Raw genomic sequence first — 15,064 nt, 5'->3', positions numbered from 1 at the left:
ACGCTCAGAGCGAGGTCCCGAACAACATGCCGAGCAGATACGTTGCGCCGGCAGCGCCGTAGCCGATCGCAAGTTGGCGTAGCGCCCGCTTGAACGGTGGCCCGCCCGACAGCAACCCGACCACAACGCCCGTCGTCAGCAACGCGATCCCCACGAGAACAGATGCGACCACCACACCCCGGCCAAGGGGTGGCTGATGAAGCAGCAGGAAGAGCGCCGAGTAGGTACCGGTGCCGCCTGAACGAGCGCGTACTCCTAGGCCACCAACAATGCCACGGGCAAGACTCTGATACGCGAGCAGCGCGGCAAAATCGCGCTCAGTCCGGTCGACGAACTCAATCACCAAATTCTCCCAGGCATGCACATCGGCGATCTGACGATCACGTAAAAGTTTCGAGCAGATGGCACAAGTCGAGGCGGGCACGAGCGCGGCTCCCGACTTCCTGGCGCTGGCGGAAGACCTGGTTCTCCACGACCTCGAGAAGATGAAGACAAACGCGGGCGGGTTGCCGGCCGGACTCAAAGAACGAATGGCCAAGGCCGGAGTAACACGTGCACCGGTCGAGAACATCCTTGCCGCCGTCGCTGCACTTTCACCCACGGCGACACTGTGGTCACCACCGCGAAGCGGGTGTTCTGCGGGCACAGGTCCACCATGCCGAGGTGGCCGCGCTGTTGGCCAGTGAGGAAATCGAGATCACTGCGACCCGCCCTGAGACCGCAAGCCGTTCAACTGCAAGGGCACGCTCGAATCCGGCGTGATGAAAAGGGCAAGGTCCACTACCCGATCGTTGGTTTAAAGCCTCAGTTCGAAGAGCGAACGGACCTGGTCAGTGGAGTGAGGAAGGGCAAGAAGGTCCAGTTCAAGGGTCGAGGCTGGGGCGCCAACGAGCGCTGGCCGGTAAGGACTTTCACGGAGCAGGAACTGGGCAAGCTGTTGGCCGAGCCTCACGATGACCGAGCTCATTCGACTCGCCCCAGGACAGACGTTGCCGGTGCGCTAACGGCCGGCCGCCGAGGACCACTACGTCGCGCTCGCCCGGGATGTGGGCCCAACCCACATGCAGCAACTCGCTAAGGAGATTGCGAGCCGCAAGCGGACATGACCCGAAACCATTGGTCGGTGCCTGTGGGTGTCAGAATGGCCGTCGATAAGTGGATTTCACTTATCAGGAGGCGCCTCCGTCGTGACTCTCTCCCGTCAACAGGCTGAATTGGCGATGGCTTCAGCGATGCGGAAGGTGGGGTTCACCGACGCTCGGGCGACACCAGGGAGCGGACGGCGGCATCGACGTGTCGTCGTCGACGGTGATTGTTCAGGTGAAGATGCACAAATCGCAGGTAGGCCGCCCGGTCTTCAGCGCTTGTAGGGTGCGTGAGGCAGCGATCAGCGAAGATCGATGCTGTTCTTCTCGCTGAGTGGGTACTCGTCGCACACTGACCAATGCGCGTCGGGCAACGGCAATGCATTCTTCACTTTTGACGCGAATGATGCTGTGCAGAATTACAATTCGGCTGCTCTATCGATATCGAAAGCCCTATTCCCCCACACCTGACGGTCAGGCTGTGGCTTTGTCCTTGTCGATCTGAGAAACACGCTGGTGACTGATTCCGAGGATCGTGGCCACATCTCGTGCAGAGAGTCCTCGTTCCCGGAGTCCGTGGACGACTGCGCGGGATCGCTGAGAAGCTTCCTCGACGGCTCGCTGTGCCGCTGCGGTGCGTTCTTTGACCTCTTTGGCCTCGCGCAGTACTGGTGGGTCTCCGAAGTCGTAGTCGAGCGTGACCTCGAACTCGGCGGCCGGCACGTTCGTGAGCAGCTCCCCTGCATCCGCGACCATCTCCGCGATTTGATCGAGTCGCTTGGCCTGGGTGAACAGACCGTCGACCTCAGGTACGTCGACCGACCACCAGTCGCCTGATCGGACCGAGTGTGCTGTGACCTTCATTTTTGCCCCTTCCCTGACACGGCTCGGCCATTCCGAACTGCTTGCGGGATCGCCTTGGCGGTCAACTCGGGAATTTCCGAGTACCGGGCAACGACCGTTCGTCCACCGACCACCACTTTGGTGTCGATTCCGACCTCGGCCTCATCGAGGTCGAGCCCCGGGCCGTCGCGAATACTCGCATCTCATTGAGAAGCCCCTCTCGCTTCGTCAATAGATTAAGTCTATCCCCCTAGCCTAACAAGACAGGGGGTAGACAAGCATCATTCGTCCAGTTCAGCAACCCTTTTCGGCAACCTATCACCACGGATGACTTCCCCGACCGAAGCAAACGTGCGCCCTCGTTCTTCCAAGGAACACGACGCAGCCGTCGCTGACCCTCGACTTCGAGCGCCAGGCATCCGCCTTCCCGCCTCCGAAAGGCGTGGGCAAAGTAGACCTTGCAAAAGTGGGACGCGTCACATAACGTGACCAGTCACATAACGTGTTCAGTCACGAGCCGTGACTAAATCGAATTGACTGAGTGAGGTTGAAATGCGGGTTCGCATGAGCAGAACTGAGCAACTGGCCCAGACGCGTGCGCTACTGCTCTCGTCGGCGCGCGACGAATTTGAGGATCGGGGATACTCCGCGGCGACACTCGAGCGCATCGGAGAGCGCGCTGGCTATCACCGGACAGCGGTATACAAGCACTTCCCCAGCAAGGAGAACCTCTTCCTCGCCGTCTTGGAGGAGGAGAGTGAGGAACATGTCTCCAGTGCTATTGCCTCCCTCCAGACCACCTCGCGCCCAGTGGAGGCCTTCACCATCTGGTTCGTCGGGGACATCGCGGTGGCGCGCTCGCTCCATCGCGCCAAGTCTGAGTTCTTCCTCGCTGCCGTTGACGACGCAGCACTCCGGGAGAAAGTCGCGGAGATCCAGCACGAAGTCGACACCAGCGCGCAGTCGGTCGTCGCTGAACTTGTGGCGATTCTCGGAATAACACCATTGGTGAGCATCGGCGAGTTGACTAACGCGGTCCTTGCCCTCGCCAACGGACTGGCCCAGCGGGCCCTCGTCGATACCGCCATGGACCTGTCAGGGTCCCTCGAGCGCGCCATCCTTGCTCTACTCCGAGGTGTAGGCATGCCCTAGTTGGACCCCTCGCGCTGAGATGCCACACCCCGTCGGCACTCGACTACCCACTAATGAAAAGGACCAGGTATGACTTCCTCCCTACAGATGAAGTTGAACGATCTTCTCGAAAAGCACGGCGTTGTCGGTGCTTCGGTCGCTGTGCTCCATGACGGTCGCATCGATGCGGCAGCCAGTGGAATTCTCAACCTCGCAACCGGCGTCGAGGCCACGACCGAGTCACTGTTCCAGATCGGAAGCATAACCAAGGTGTGGACAGCCACGATTCTGATGCAGCTTGTCGACGAGGGTGCATTGGATCTGGACCTTCCGCTCACGACTTACCTGCCTGAGCTCAAGTTTGCGGAGACAACTGCGACGGAGCAGGTCACCACAAGGCACCTGTTGGCACATACAAGCGGAATCGACGGGGACCACTTTGCTGACACCGGTCGTGGCGACGATGTGCTCGAGCGGTACACCGCTTCGCTCACCGACCTCGAACAGGTACACCCAGTGGGTGCGGCGTGGTCGTACTGCAACTCCGGTTACTCACTCGCTGGGCGGCTTATCGAGGTCCTGACCAAGAAGGTTTGGGACGAGGCAATACGTGAACGCTTGTGCGAGCCACTAGGTTTGCAGCACACGGTTACCCTACCGGAGGACCTGTTGCGTCACCGGGCGGCGATTGGACATGTGCAACCACCTGGCGCAGAAGAGCTCATCCCGACTCCGGTCCCCTTCCTAACTCGATCGGCCGGACCGGCAGGACTCATCTGCGCAACCGCCACGGATCTGATCACGTTCGCGCGCGCCCACCTCGACGCTCTCAACGGACTGAGCACCGTACTGACTACTGCATCCGCGCAAGCAATGCTAGAACCGCAAGCTGATGTTCCCATAGCGAGTTCGATCATGGGCAACGCATGGGGCTTGGGCTGGTCACTGTACCGCTGGCCAAGCGGCGAGGTAATCGGTCACGACGGCGGAACAAGCGGTCAAGGCGCCTTCCTCCGAATCGTCCCGGAGGCCGGAGTCGCCGTCGCACTGCTCACAAACGGTGGACCCGCCATCCTCGAACTGTTCGAGGAACTTGTCGGAGAGTTGCTCAAGAACCTGGCAGGTGTCGAGCTCCCAGCCCCAGCGACTCCACCCGCCGAGCCGGTCATGGTGACCGATCCGGGGACGATAACCGGGCACTACGCTCGGCGGGGCCAGAGTGTCGAAGTCGTCGAACGAGACGGAGGATTCGTCGGCATCCTCCGCATCGACGGGCCCGCCACATCCATGTTCGGTCCGGAGATCCATATCCCACTCGTCGCTGTAGACCCTTCCGAAGGGCGATTCCTCGGCAACATGCTTTCGCTTGGATGGTCGCCGGCGGTCTTTACCACTCTCGACGATGGCAGCCGTTTGCTGTATTGGGGCGGACGCGGCCTTCCCAAGGTCGACTGATACGCGGGAAGATTCGCGCTTCCCGACGCTCGCCAGTACTCCCTGGATGCAGATGCTGCCTTTCACTGGAGTCAGCCATATCCTCTACGTCGACAGGTACGCCCGTTCGCGAGCCTTTGACGCGGCCCGAGGTTGTGAGTGCTATGCACATGGTCCGACGAGCGGAAAGGCGCCGCCGCCGAAACCGCAGCGTGTGTTCAGCGCTGCTAATTCGGCATTCCAACGCAAACGAAATTTGCACGGTCTGGGCATCCTCATACTCATGGTGCACTCCGCGTTAAGTCGGCGTATGGGCGCCTCTTAAGAAATCGCCTAGCCTCTCGCGAACGACGGCGAGCAATCGGCAATATCGTCCTGGAGACAATTGATTTCGAAGTCTCGCAATCACACCGAGAACAGGCCTGCTCCACCCCTTTCCGCAAAGAGCATCGGTGCGGATACCTTCATAAGTCCCCTAAGGAATGCACCTGTCGGCGCGGGCACTGACAGGAATCTCCACAGGTTAGAATTTATGATTTACGGAAACGCCCAAGCCATCACGTCGCCATGAAATACGGAGTGCGACAGGAAAGAAGCTTCCGGACCTTTTGTCGACGTTCAAATGTCTATCCATTTAAGGAAACACTCCATGAGGTTTCGATATATACCAATAATCGCGTTTGTTCTTTCAAGTACGCTCGCAGTGGTTGCGTGCGGTTCTGAGGGTGGAGGCCAGGGCACGGTGACCACTGATGGAGCGCTGACAATCAGTGCCCCGACAGACCCTGGCAATTTGTTTCCCCCTAAGACGCTAAATGCCACGGCTCGCCAACTGGCGGTTTTCGGGTATGAGAGCTTGGTCTCGTTCGGAGATGATGGAAAGCTGGCACCGTGGTTGGCTCAGAGTTGGGATTCGTCAGCCACTGAAGTCGTCTTCAAGTTACGCGATGGAGTCACGTGCTCGGATGGGTCTACTTTAAGCGCGCAGATGGTTGCGGACAATTACACGTGGATCACCGACCCTGCGAATAGCTCAGCAATTCGAGGAGTCTTCGTACCACCCGATTTAACCGCCACAGCGGACAGTGCTGCGAATACTGTCACACTGAAAACTGCGATGCCAAACCCATTTCTGACCGAGATGGTGGGACAAGTTCTCATCGTATGTAGCTCTGGCCTTTCCCATCCGGATGAATACTCGAATAGATTTGATGGGACCGGTTTGTACACCCTCACGGATGCCAGCCCGGGAGAGAGTTACACCTTGACTCGGCGCAGCGACTACACCTGGGGCCCGGGAGGTACCACATCTGACACACCCGGACTGCCTATGACGGTTACCGTGAATGTCATTACAAATAATGTCACCCGCGCTAATCTTCTTCTTTCCGGCGAAACTAATTTAGCTACAGTAACCATGCCAGATTCTGAACGACTTGAGACTGCTGGCATGCCCGGAATATCGGCAAGTATGCTTTCTGCTGAACTGTTCTTTAACCATGACGATGCGCATGTAACGGCTGACCCAGCAGTACGGATGGCACTGGTTCGCTCTACGAATACAGAAGAAATTGCGGATATCCTAACTGGCGGCAACGGGAGCCCCGCTCAGTCATTCCAGAGCGGACTACCTAAAACATGCGCATTGGAAGACCTGAATTCTTCCGTGCCGAGTTTCGATGAGCAGGATGCATCACGCATACTCGACGCAGCGGGTTGGATAATGGGACCAGACGGCCTACGAAGCAAAAACGGAAGGAAACTGACCGTCAATATTTTGCATTTGCAGGGATCCGAGAGAGTAGCGGCCTTCGAGTATCTGGCGAGCCAATGGAAGAAACTTGGTGTCGATGTCGTAATCCAAACGGCAGATTCCCCTGTAATTCAAAGTATCCTGTTTTCCGGAAATTCCGGGAATTGGGACGTAGTGGACTTGGCTATCGGAGGTGTCTCATTCCCATCGATGATGGTGCCTTTTTTCAGCGGAGCCGGTCCACAAAACTTCGCTAAGATCAAAAATCCTGCCTTCGACCTTAACGTCGCTGTAGCCATGAACACTCTGGGGCTAGAGGGATGCCCGCAGTGGCAGGAGGCAGAACGCGCCATCGTTGCTAATGCTGATGTCTTACCGATCGGTTGGTCTAGTACCGTGGCATACACGGACGGGTTCACTGCACGTCAGGTAATTCCGATCGAGCCGTGGTCGATCCGCACAACCGAATAGATGCATCTGCGGCCGCTCCTCCGACGCTGGTAACAGATCGACTGGCGAGCGAACTTTTTCGGAAGAATCGACGATTCGATGCAAGCCGATAGCTGGCCGCGGTCAATCGGGTCGACGAAACCGCGGCAACGGCATCGGGCCGTTTACACGGTTCGTCAGCAATTGGTCTGCGGCACAGTTGATTACCGAGCACCTGCTTGAGTTCACCCCTGGCGTGAATGTAGATCGCTCGATAGCGCGCCTCGATACCTACTCTCCGGATCAGGCGGGACGTCTTTCGCCATCAGTGACTGATCGATGATGCAGCGACCAACTCTTCTTCAGTTTCGCGGGGCACACGAACGAAGCTTGGTATTAACGACCAGCTACGTCTGCCATGGCTTTACCCGATGCTTCACCGACAACCGATACGCGCACGGCTGGCCGTCGAGACCACACGTCGCATCTTCGGCGTGATCGAACAGATCGACCCTGAGCCTATAGAACCTGCGACTCACTCGAAGTCGTGGCGTCTCACCTGGCAGATTGTCACCCCATCCAGGTGAGCCCGGTGAGTCGAAGGCGTAGGAGCGCGACTCACCGTCGAAGTCCACCGAAAGCGCGAGTTTAGATCGCAGCGGACTCCCTCCACGATGCCGCATATTTCTTGAATTCAATTCAGGAAATTTCTTAGGAAACAACTGGATCCAACGCTCGACTCACCAGTACGTTTCTGGCAATGCAGCAGCGCGCGATTTAGAAATCAGTGATCTCGACAGCGCTTTGTTCTAAATTACCAACTGATCCATCATATTTCGGCTCCGTGCACGAGTTCTGATCCCGGTCAAGAATCTAGCCTTGGCGATGGACCATCATTCGGATCGATCTTCACCATAGAGGGGTTACATGAGAATTCCGGCGCACGCGGGCGAGACGAACTTCGATACCATCGTGATCGGCGGTGGAATGGCGGGTATCTCGATCGCTCACGAATTGGCCAGCAACCGGTCCGTCGCGGTCTTAGAGATGGAATCAACACTCGCATATCACACCACTGGACGTTCCGCTGCCACCTACCTGGAAAGCTACGGAAACGACGTGGTTCGAAGGCTGACCACCGCAAGTCGAAGCTTTTTCACCGATCCCTCGGGAGAATTTGACGTGTCGATCGCAACGCCGGTCGAAATGCTCATAATTGCCAACGAAACGCAGACGGACACCTTACGGGCGCTATATCTTGAGGTTAGCGGACGATGTAACAGTACGCAGTTGATAAGCGGTGCTGTTGCCGAGAAAATTAATCCGGCCCTTCGAATCGGATATACACACTTGGCTATGACCGATTCCAGCGCGTTGGAATTGGATGTGCACGCCGTCCATCAGGGTTATGTCCGCGGTTTCCGTCGACGCGGTGGAATGATCGTCAAGTCAGCAAGAATCGTAGCGGGGCACCGCGAGAAGGCGTCCTGGGTGATTGAAGATGCGACTGGGCGGAACTTCACTGCGACAAATGTCATCAACGCTGCTGGCGCGTGGTGCGATGAAGTAGCGGTTGCCCTAGGTGCCGAGCCTGTCGGAATTCGACCACTCCGCCGTACTGCCTTCATGGTTTCAGATCCCCTCAAGGATCGGGCGAGCAAAGTTCCGTTTACTCTGGACGCCTCGGAGACCTTCTACTTCAAGCCAGACGGAACCCAGTTCCTTTGCTCGCCGGCCGACGAATCTTATCAGGAACCGAGCGACGCGCGTCCTGATGAGTTAGAGATTGCACGAGCTATCGAAAAAATAAACGAAGCAACAACCTTAGAAATTAGACGGGTGAACTCAGCGTGGGCTGGCCTACGCAATTTCACTGCAGATCGCAGCCCAGTCGTAGGCTTCGATTCAAAACTCGAAAACTTCTTCTGGTACGTAGGCCAAGGCGGATACGGAATTCAAATGGCCCCTGCGCTTGCACGCATGGGCTCCGCACTAGCGACGGGGAAAGAGCTGCCCACCGATTTAACTGAAATTGGAATCACGAATGAGATGGTGGCACCGGGCCGCAAAGACCTGCGCATGGTAATCAACTAGTCGAAATCGCCAACCTTTCTTCAGTTGGCACGAATCAGGCACGTTTCACAACCGTTTCATATCCACAAGATAAGGGAATTTTGCAATGAAAACGATGATCACAGATACCTCAGGTCGGCGCTATCTGAACCGGGGTGACGCCAAAGGTCCATTTCTGACCGCGATCGAGTCGAACCATACTCTATACATATCAGGACAAGGAGGGTTCACCTCCAACGGTACAATTCCCGAAGGAATTCGGGACCAAACCAAGGCAACGCTGGAAAACGTGCGCCATATTATCGAGGATTGCGGCTGGTCTGTATCGGATCTGGTGCAAATCACCTGCTATCTCGCTGACATTGAGGAATGGGGGACCATGAATAGCGAATATGAAAAGTTCTTTGCGAACCAGCCACTCCCCCCGACCAGGACGGCGATCGGCGTGGCAGCACTACCGTTCGGCCTGAGAGTGGAAATGACGTGTACCGCGAGCCGCGACGCTAACCGGTAAGCAGACGCTGGCCGGACCCCAGACCATCCATTGCAGCATCACAGAACGACAGTGAACTCGAGGAATCAAAGATGCAAGAACAGCTTCAGGAACTCGTCGACCAGTGGAGGGTCGAGGCAAACATCCCCGGCGTCTCGGTCGGTATCGTGCACGGCGACAAGGACATCGTCGTCACCAGCGGCATCGAGAGCGTCGAAACCCAGCTCCCGGTCACCGACAAGACGATGTTCATGATCGGTTCCACCACAAAGGTTTTTGCTGCAACAGCCGCGATGGCACTCGTCGAGGACGGCCTACTCGATCTCGACACCCCACTGGTCGAGTACGTCCCCGAACTGACCCTCGCCGACGACGAAGCCACCCGCACAGTCACGATGCGTCATCTTCTGACGCACACCGGCGGATTCACCGGCGACGCCAGCCTCTCGGCCGGCTGGGGTGAAGACGCCCTGGGTCGATCGATTTCACGGCTGAAAGAACTACGACAGGAATTTCCCGTCGGAGAGGTCTTCTCCTACAGCAACTCCGGATTCGTCCTCGCCGGATACGTCGTAGCCAAGATCAGTGGACTGACCTTCGAAGAGCTGGTCAAGCAGCGCGTTCTGGACCCACTCGAGATGAAGAACTCGGCGTTCCTGCCCTGGGACGTGATGACCCACCGGTTTGCACTCGGCCACTACATCCGCGAGGGTGAGCCGTTCGTGTCCAACGAGACCGGACCGGACCGCGGCATGACGCCCTGCGGTGGAATGTGGTCCTCGGTGCGCGATCAGCTCGTCTGGGCACGCTACGCACTGTCGGGCGAACACCCGGGTGAGGGACAGCCGCTCGACGAGTCCACCCGGTTGCTGATGCAGAAGCCGCAACGTCCCGCCGCGATGATGTTCGAGGAAGTCGGCATCGGCTGGCTACTGACTCGATACGGCACCACACAGGTAGTGCGGCACGGCGGAAACGTCAGCAACCTCCAGGTCTCCGAGTTCTTGACCGTGCCTGAGAAGAACTTCGCCGTCACCGTGCTGACCAACGCACTCGGCGGCGGAATCAGCAAGAAGATCGTCGACTGGTGCATGGCCAACCTCGCAGAACTGCCTACGCCCGCGTTCCTCGATCTCGTTTACCCGACTTCCGCTGCGGTGGACGCAGTCGTAGGCAGATATCACACCGGAGATCTGATGATGACCGTCGCCCCCGGTGACGAGGGAATCGGCGTCCGCATGGGCAGCGCGCAGGACCTCGGCGAATACGAGGACATCGTCTGGCCACCGGCGATCCCGATCGCCTTCGTCAACGATCTCGACTTCGCTGCTCGCGCCGACACCACGCGGACGTTGGGGCGCTTCGTCACCGATGACACCGGACGAGCCGTGATGCTCGAATTCGGCGGCCGAACCGCCAAGCGAGTGCCGTAGGCATACAGTCCCGTAGGCGGATGACACGCGACTTCAAGCACGTCATCCACCTACCTCTCTGGAAGGCGCAACTCAGAGTGGCGACGCGTTTGGAATTCCGCTGATAGTCGTGAGTCGTCCCAATTCAATTCGCACGTGCGAAGCGACGTCGCAGATCCAAATCCTCCAGCCGTGCGTGATCCGACCGCACTGGTCTGCAAGTTGCCGCTTGACGACGCCGCAGGGTCGGCACAGTGCAGGACGGCATATACGTCTGTTTCCTCATCGGAGGTCTGCTGCAGACGGATGCGCTCCTTGCGATGGCAGCACTCAATCCAGGGTATGAGGTAGGTCCGAAGACACTGTCAAGTTCATTTCCAGTGACGACAGGATTTTGCATTCCACCCGCGTTGGACGTCTTCTTCGGTAACACAGGCGGCTCAACGCGTACAACCTGTCGTGCAGTCGATCTCCACTGAACCTCACGAGGACGTTCGTCGATTCGTACAAGACCCTTTGTCGTCGACTCACTAGCGTCAGATCCATTAGTAAACCCGAATATGTCTATACCGATGAAAGGGATCCTTGAATGACCGAAACTTCCACGCACACGAACAGCGCAGAACAGCAGATCGCTGCCGTTCTGGCCGAGGCGAAGACCGATGCGTTCGTACACGCACGTGACATCGATTCCGGTGAAGAGTTCGGCTACGGCGCTGACGAAGGTGTCATCCTCGCGTCCGTTTTCAAGATTCCCGTCGTGCTCGAATACGCCCGTGCCGTGGCAGCAGGCACGCTGGATCCGACCGAGTACGCCACAGTGACCTCGGAGTACCGATCCGGCGGCATCGGGATCGGCGGATGCGCCGACGACGTTACCGCCAGCTGGCGAGACCTCGCGCTTCTCATGATGAGTTTCAGTGACAACGCCGCCACCGATTTCCTCTACGAACGTCTCGGTGTAGACAGCATCGTCGCAACGATTCGTCAGCTTGGCTTGGAGAAGACCAACTTGAACCTCGACTGCCGCGGCATATTCACCACTATCTATGAAGATCTCGGACTCGAAAAAACCACCGTGTTGGAGTTCCCCGAAGTCGATGTTCTCAACACAATGTCCATAATGGATCCCGCCCGCACCAACTCCAGTACTCCCCGTGAGATCACCATGTTGCTGGCCGCAATCTGGCGCGACGAAGCAGGGCCAACGGCAGCCTGCGAAGAAGTCCGAACCATCATGAGCAAGCAGGTTTGGCCCCATCGACTTTCTTCCGGCTTCCCCGACGGGGTCTCGGTTGCGGCCAAAACCGGCACCATGCCGCTAATACGAAATGAAGCAGGCGTAGTGATGTATCCAGATGGCAAGCGCTACGCTGTCGGTGTCTTCACCAAGTCTTACGAACTCACCGATCGTGCCCCGAAGATCGACCTCTCGATTGGAACCGTCGGCCGCATCGCGGTCGAAGCACTCCGCAACAACTGACAAACCAAATGCTGTGGGCCGCACTGTGTAAACAGTGCGGCCCACAGCATTTGACGCTCCACCTAACGCGGAGCGCACAGACGAAGCTGCACCGTCAATCGGAAGCGTACGTTCGGATGATCGAGATCTAACGCCGCAACGCCCTTCGATTTGGCGAGCCGATAGCGAAATATGTTGGGATGCAACACCGTCATCACCCGCGACGAGAATACGCCACTATCCCCGATCAACTGGCATCGACCAACCGAACTCAGAGCGCGGTTGTCGCCGCCGAGAACGCACCCATTTACACCCACCCTGCGATGGGGAACACCGAAGCCGCACCGTCAATCACCGCCATCAGCACCCGATGGCCGTAGGGCGGCGCATAGGTAGGCAGAATCCGTTGCGGGCCTTATTAGTTGAGTTATCACCACTTGCTGTTCATGTTGTTCGCGAGCCATTCGGCGTCCGATTGAACATCGGTCCTCGCAGGCAGTAGCGGCCCGCATTATCCTCAATGAAGTAACACGTACGCCAGCCCCGCGATCACGGAAGCACCGGCCTGGTGTGCGAGTTAGCCGGCTGGGGGCAAGGTCGGTTTCGCCGTCGTACTCATCGACGCGGGCCCCACTCCCCGGCCCCCTCCGAGAAAGCTTTGTTGTCGTCGCCATCGACCCGGCGACCAGATGGCACCGATTCCTCCCGAGCCAACGGACCGATGAGATCGCTCATGCACTGCGCAAACACACCGAGGCCGTGGTGTGCCAAATTCCGGTTCGGATCGATCCGGCTCACCGCGATCCCGCCCTACGCGCGTGAGCCGACGCTCAGAGCGAGGTCCCGAACAACATGCCGAGCAGATACGTTGCGCCGGCAGCGCCGTAGCCGATCGCAAGTTGGCGTAGCGCCCGCTTGAACGGTGGCCCGCCCGACAGCAACCCGACCACAACGCCCGTCGTCAGCAACGCGATCCCCACGAGTACGGACGCGACGATCAGAGCCGTCATGCCTTCCAAGCCGAACAGATACGGCAACACCGGAATGATTGCGCCCGAGGCGAAGAAGCAGAAACTTGCCGCCGCTGCGCCCAATCCGGTTCCGACGGCTTCATGGTCGTCGACAACGTCAGCGGCGCCGAAGGTGCTGTTCGCGAGGACCTCGGCGGCGCGCTGGTCCGCTTCCTCGGCGGACATGCCGCGGGCCCGGTAGACCAGGGACAATTCGTTGGCGTCGACGTCGAGCAGTCCGACGGCTTCGCTGGCCGCGGGACCAGGATTGGACGCTTCCAACAACTCTCGCTGCGAGCGGACGGAAACGTACTCGCCGGCTCCCATCGACAGGGCGCCGGCCAGAAGCCCGGCCATGCCGGTGATCAGAACGATCTGGTTGGAGACGCCGCTACCGCTGATGCCGAGCACGAGAGCGAGATTGCTGACGAGGCCGTCGTTGGCTCCGAAGACGGCGGCACGAAACGTCCCCGAAAGTCTGTTCCGACCCCGAGTGGCCAAGGCCCGCACCACTTCTTCGTGGATCTTCTCGTCGGCGCCCATCGATGCGGTCGCGTCGGCATCGTTCGGATAGGGGGATCGTGTTTCCGCGCGCTGGGCAAGAGCGAGCACGAAGACGGAGCCGAAGCGTCTGGCCAGAAAGCCCAGTATCCGAGTGCGGATATCGCCGCGTAGTGGTTTGCCGACGTGATCGCCGAGAAGCGCTCGCCAGTGCGCCTCGTGTCGGCCCTCCGCGTCGGCCAGGGCGAGAAGGATTTCGCGCTCCTCACCGCTGCGCCTACTCGCGAGGTCGCGGTAGACGGCGGCCTCGGCTTCTTCGTCGGCGAGGTATCGTCTCCAGCGCTTGACATCTCGCGGGTCTGGATCGGGTCGTGCGGCCGGAACTGTGGACATCGTGTTCCCCTTCCGGTGAGGCGGTCACGCTTCGAGTACGCGATCCATCCACGTCGTCAGATCATTGATGACGTCGTCGCGGTTGGTCTCGTTGAAGATCTCGTGCCTGGCACCCGGATAGGTGTAATAGGTGACGTCTTCGATCCCCGCCGAGTTGTACCGTTCGACTGCGACGTCGGTACGGCTCAGCGCGGCGTTGAGAGGATCCGAGGTGCCGACGAAGACCAGGATCGGAAGGTCTTGTCGCACGCCCTCGACGTCGACGAACCTCGGCCCAGCTGCGATAAGCCCGCCCATGCCGGCGTCGTCCAGGCTGAAACCACACAGTGGATCGTTGATGTACAGATCCACCTGCGCTTCGTCACGGCTGAGCCAGTCGTGCGGAGTACGGGCCGGTTCGAATTCCGCATTGAACTGGGCGAGGACGTCCGGGCCGTCGTTGACGAGGCTCTCGATCAGTTGATCGACCGCGGTGGTCCCCGACAGTGCGACGGCGTCGATCAGGTGTGAATGATCGAGGATGTACTGCTGCGAAGCGAACGAACCGAGGCTGTGGCTGAGCAGTACGACGGGCAGGCCGGGGTGTTTGTCGCGGATGATGCCCGTGAGGGTCACCATGTCTGCCACCAAGCGGTTCCAGCCATCGTCGCCGATGTTGCCTGGGCCGGCGTGCATGCTCTCACCGTGGCCGCGGTGGTCCGCCGCGTAGACGTGGAAACCGCGAGCATTCAGGGCTTCGGCAACGTGTGCGTAGCGTTTTGCGTGCTCACCCATACCGTGCGCGAGTTGAACAACCCCTCGAGGTTCCTGCTCGGTGGGCCATTCGTGGACATGAATGACCACTCCGTCGTCGCTGGTGAAGGTGAACATGCGCTACTCCCGGTGGTCGCGATCCGGACAGGTCATTTCTCATGCTAGATCCGCAGCGGCAATCCATCCGGGAAGTAGGTCCTGATCACCGGCGAGCCTGATTCGTTTCTGCACATCCGGGCTCGGATTCGGATATACCGGACACGGATGTTCCGGAGCCAGTTGTCGACCAACT

General features: G+C 58.8%; 11 protein-coding genes and 1 pseudogene. 8 read left to right on the top strand and 4 right to left on the bottom strand.

Going from position 1 to position 15,064, the window contains the following annotated elements; translation table 11 throughout:
* Nucleotides 1–4 precede the first annotated feature (4 nt).
* Nucleotides 5–175 (bottom strand): annotated as a pseudogene (locus tag QM596_RS03140) (VIT1/CCC1 transporter family protein); the annotation flags it as partial.
* A gap of 226 nt (nt 176–401) precedes the next feature.
* Between QM596_RS03140 and QM596_RS03135 the strand changes: the two are divergent.
* The gene (locus QM596_RS03135) at nt 402–686 is read left to right on the top strand and encodes a hypothetical protein (RefSeq protein ID WP_283308107.1); all 285 of its coding nucleotides are present in this window, start codon (nt 402–404) and stop codon (nt 684–686) included.
* A gap of 873 nt (nt 687–1,559) precedes the next feature.
* Here the strand turns inward: QM596_RS03135 and QM596_RS03130 are convergent.
* Nucleotides 1,560–1,949, bottom strand: a complete 390-nt coding sequence (locus tag QM596_RS03130) for a sigma-70 family RNA polymerase sigma factor (RefSeq protein ID WP_283308106.1) — start codon at nt 1,947–1,949, stop codon at nt 1,560–1,562.
* A gap of 543 nt (nt 1,950–2,492) precedes the next feature.
* On the opposite strand from QM596_RS03130, the gene QM596_RS03125 reads away from it, so the two are divergent.
* From QM596_RS03125 to QM596_RS03095, 7 genes are all read left to right on the top strand, one after another.
* Nucleotides 2,493–3,080: a TetR/AcrR family transcriptional regulator gene (locus QM596_RS03125; RefSeq protein ID WP_283308104.1), complete on the top strand. Its 588-nt coding sequence runs from the start codon at nt 2,493–2,495 to the stop codon at nt 3,078–3,080.
* 69 nt (nt 3,081–3,149) lie between these two features.
* Nucleotides 3,150–4,514 carry a serine hydrolase domain-containing protein gene (locus QM596_RS03120; protein ID WP_283308102.1) on the top strand — a complete coding sequence of 455 codons (1,365 nt, stop codon included), beginning with the start codon at nt 3,150–3,152 and terminating at the stop codon, nt 4,512–4,514.
* A 601-nt stretch (nt 4,515–5,115) separates the two neighbouring features.
* The gene (locus QM596_RS03115) at nt 5,116–6,717 is read left to right on the top strand and encodes an ABC transporter substrate-binding protein (protein ID WP_349307319.1); all 1,602 of its coding nucleotides are present in this window, start codon (nt 5,116–5,118) and stop codon (nt 6,715–6,717) included.
* 885 nt (nt 6,718–7,602) lie between these two features.
* The gene (locus QM596_RS03110) at nt 7,603–8,769 is read left to right on the top strand and encodes an NAD(P)/FAD-dependent oxidoreductase (RefSeq protein ID WP_283308098.1); all 1,167 of its coding nucleotides are present in this window, start codon (nt 7,603–7,605) and stop codon (nt 8,767–8,769) included.
* A gap of 85 nt (nt 8,770–8,854) precedes the next feature.
* Nucleotides 8,855–9,262, top strand: a complete 408-nt coding sequence (locus tag QM596_RS03105; RefSeq protein ID WP_283308096.1) for a RidA family protein — start codon at nt 8,855–8,857, stop codon at nt 9,260–9,262.
* A gap of 71 nt (nt 9,263–9,333) precedes the next feature.
* Nucleotides 9,334–10,674 carry a serine hydrolase domain-containing protein gene (locus tag QM596_RS03100; protein WP_283308095.1) on the top strand — a complete coding sequence of 447 codons (1,341 nt, stop codon included), beginning with the start codon at nt 9,334–9,336 and terminating at the stop codon, nt 10,672–10,674.
* 568 nt (nt 10,675–11,242) lie between these two features.
* Nucleotides 11,243–12,136 carry a serine hydrolase gene (locus QM596_RS03095; protein ID WP_283308094.1) on the top strand — a complete coding sequence of 298 codons (894 nt, stop codon included), beginning with the start codon at nt 11,243–11,245 and terminating at the stop codon, nt 12,134–12,136.
* Nucleotides 12,137–12,945: 809 nt separating this feature from the next.
* Here the strand turns inward: QM596_RS03095 and QM596_RS03090 are convergent.
* Both QM596_RS03090 and QM596_RS03085 read right to left on the bottom strand, forming a co-directional pair.
* Nucleotides 12,946–14,019, bottom strand: coding sequence for a VIT1/CCC1 transporter family protein (locus QM596_RS03090; RefSeq protein ID WP_283308092.1), 1,074 nt, complete (start codon nt 14,017–14,019; stop codon nt 12,946–12,948).
* 24 nt (nt 14,020–14,043) lie between these two features.
* A complete protein-coding gene (locus QM596_RS03085) occupies nt 14,044–14,889 on the bottom strand; it encodes an alpha/beta hydrolase (protein ID WP_003939910.1) in 846 nt (281 codons plus the stop codon).
* Nucleotides 14,890–15,064 lie beyond the last annotated feature (175 nt).

It is taken from the genome of Rhodococcus sp. IEGM 1406, assembly GCF_030056745.1.
GTDB classification, from domain to species: Bacteria; Actinomycetota; Actinomycetes; order Mycobacteriales; family Mycobacteriaceae; genus Rhodococcus_F; species Rhodococcus_F erythropolis.
This window is presented reverse-complemented; position numbering and strand designations above follow the sequence as displayed.

Coding starts and splice junctions, on each gene's coding strand:
- QM596_RS03120 (WP_283308102.1), top strand. CDS start 3,150: ATGACTTCCTCCCTACAGATGAAGTTGAACGATCTTCTCGAAAAGCAC.
- QM596_RS03110 (WP_283308098.1), top strand. CDS start 7,603: ATGAGAATTCCGGCGCACGCGGGCGAGACGAACTTCGATACCATCGTG.
- QM596_RS03090 (WP_283308092.1), bottom strand. CDS start 14,019: ATGTCCACAGTTCCGGCCGCACGACCCGATCCAGACCCGCGAGATGTC.
- QM596_RS03115 (WP_349307319.1), top strand. CDS start 5,116: ATGTCTATCCATTTAAGGAAACACTCCATGAGGTTTCGATATATACCA.
- QM596_RS03130 (WP_283308106.1), bottom strand. CDS start 1,949: ATGAAGGTCACAGCACACTCGGTCCGATCAGGCGACTGGTGGTCGGTC.
- QM596_RS03105 (WP_283308096.1), top strand. CDS start 8,855: ATGAAAACGATGATCACAGATACCTCAGGTCGGCGCTATCTGAACCGG.
- QM596_RS03085 (WP_003939910.1), bottom strand. CDS start 14,889: ATGTTCACCTTCACCAGCGACGACGGAGTGGTCATTCATGTCCACGAA.
- QM596_RS03135 (WP_283308107.1), top strand. CDS start 402: ATGGCACAAGTCGAGGCGGGCACGAGCGCGGCTCCCGACTTCCTGGCG.
- QM596_RS03125 (WP_283308104.1), top strand. CDS start 2,493: ATGAGCAGAACTGAGCAACTGGCCCAGACGCGTGCGCTACTGCTCTCG.
- QM596_RS03100 (WP_283308095.1), top strand. CDS start 9,334: ATGCAAGAACAGCTTCAGGAACTCGTCGACCAGTGGAGGGTCGAGGCA.
- QM596_RS03095 (WP_283308094.1), top strand. CDS start 11,243: ATGACCGAAACTTCCACGCACACGAACAGCGCAGAACAGCAGATCGCT.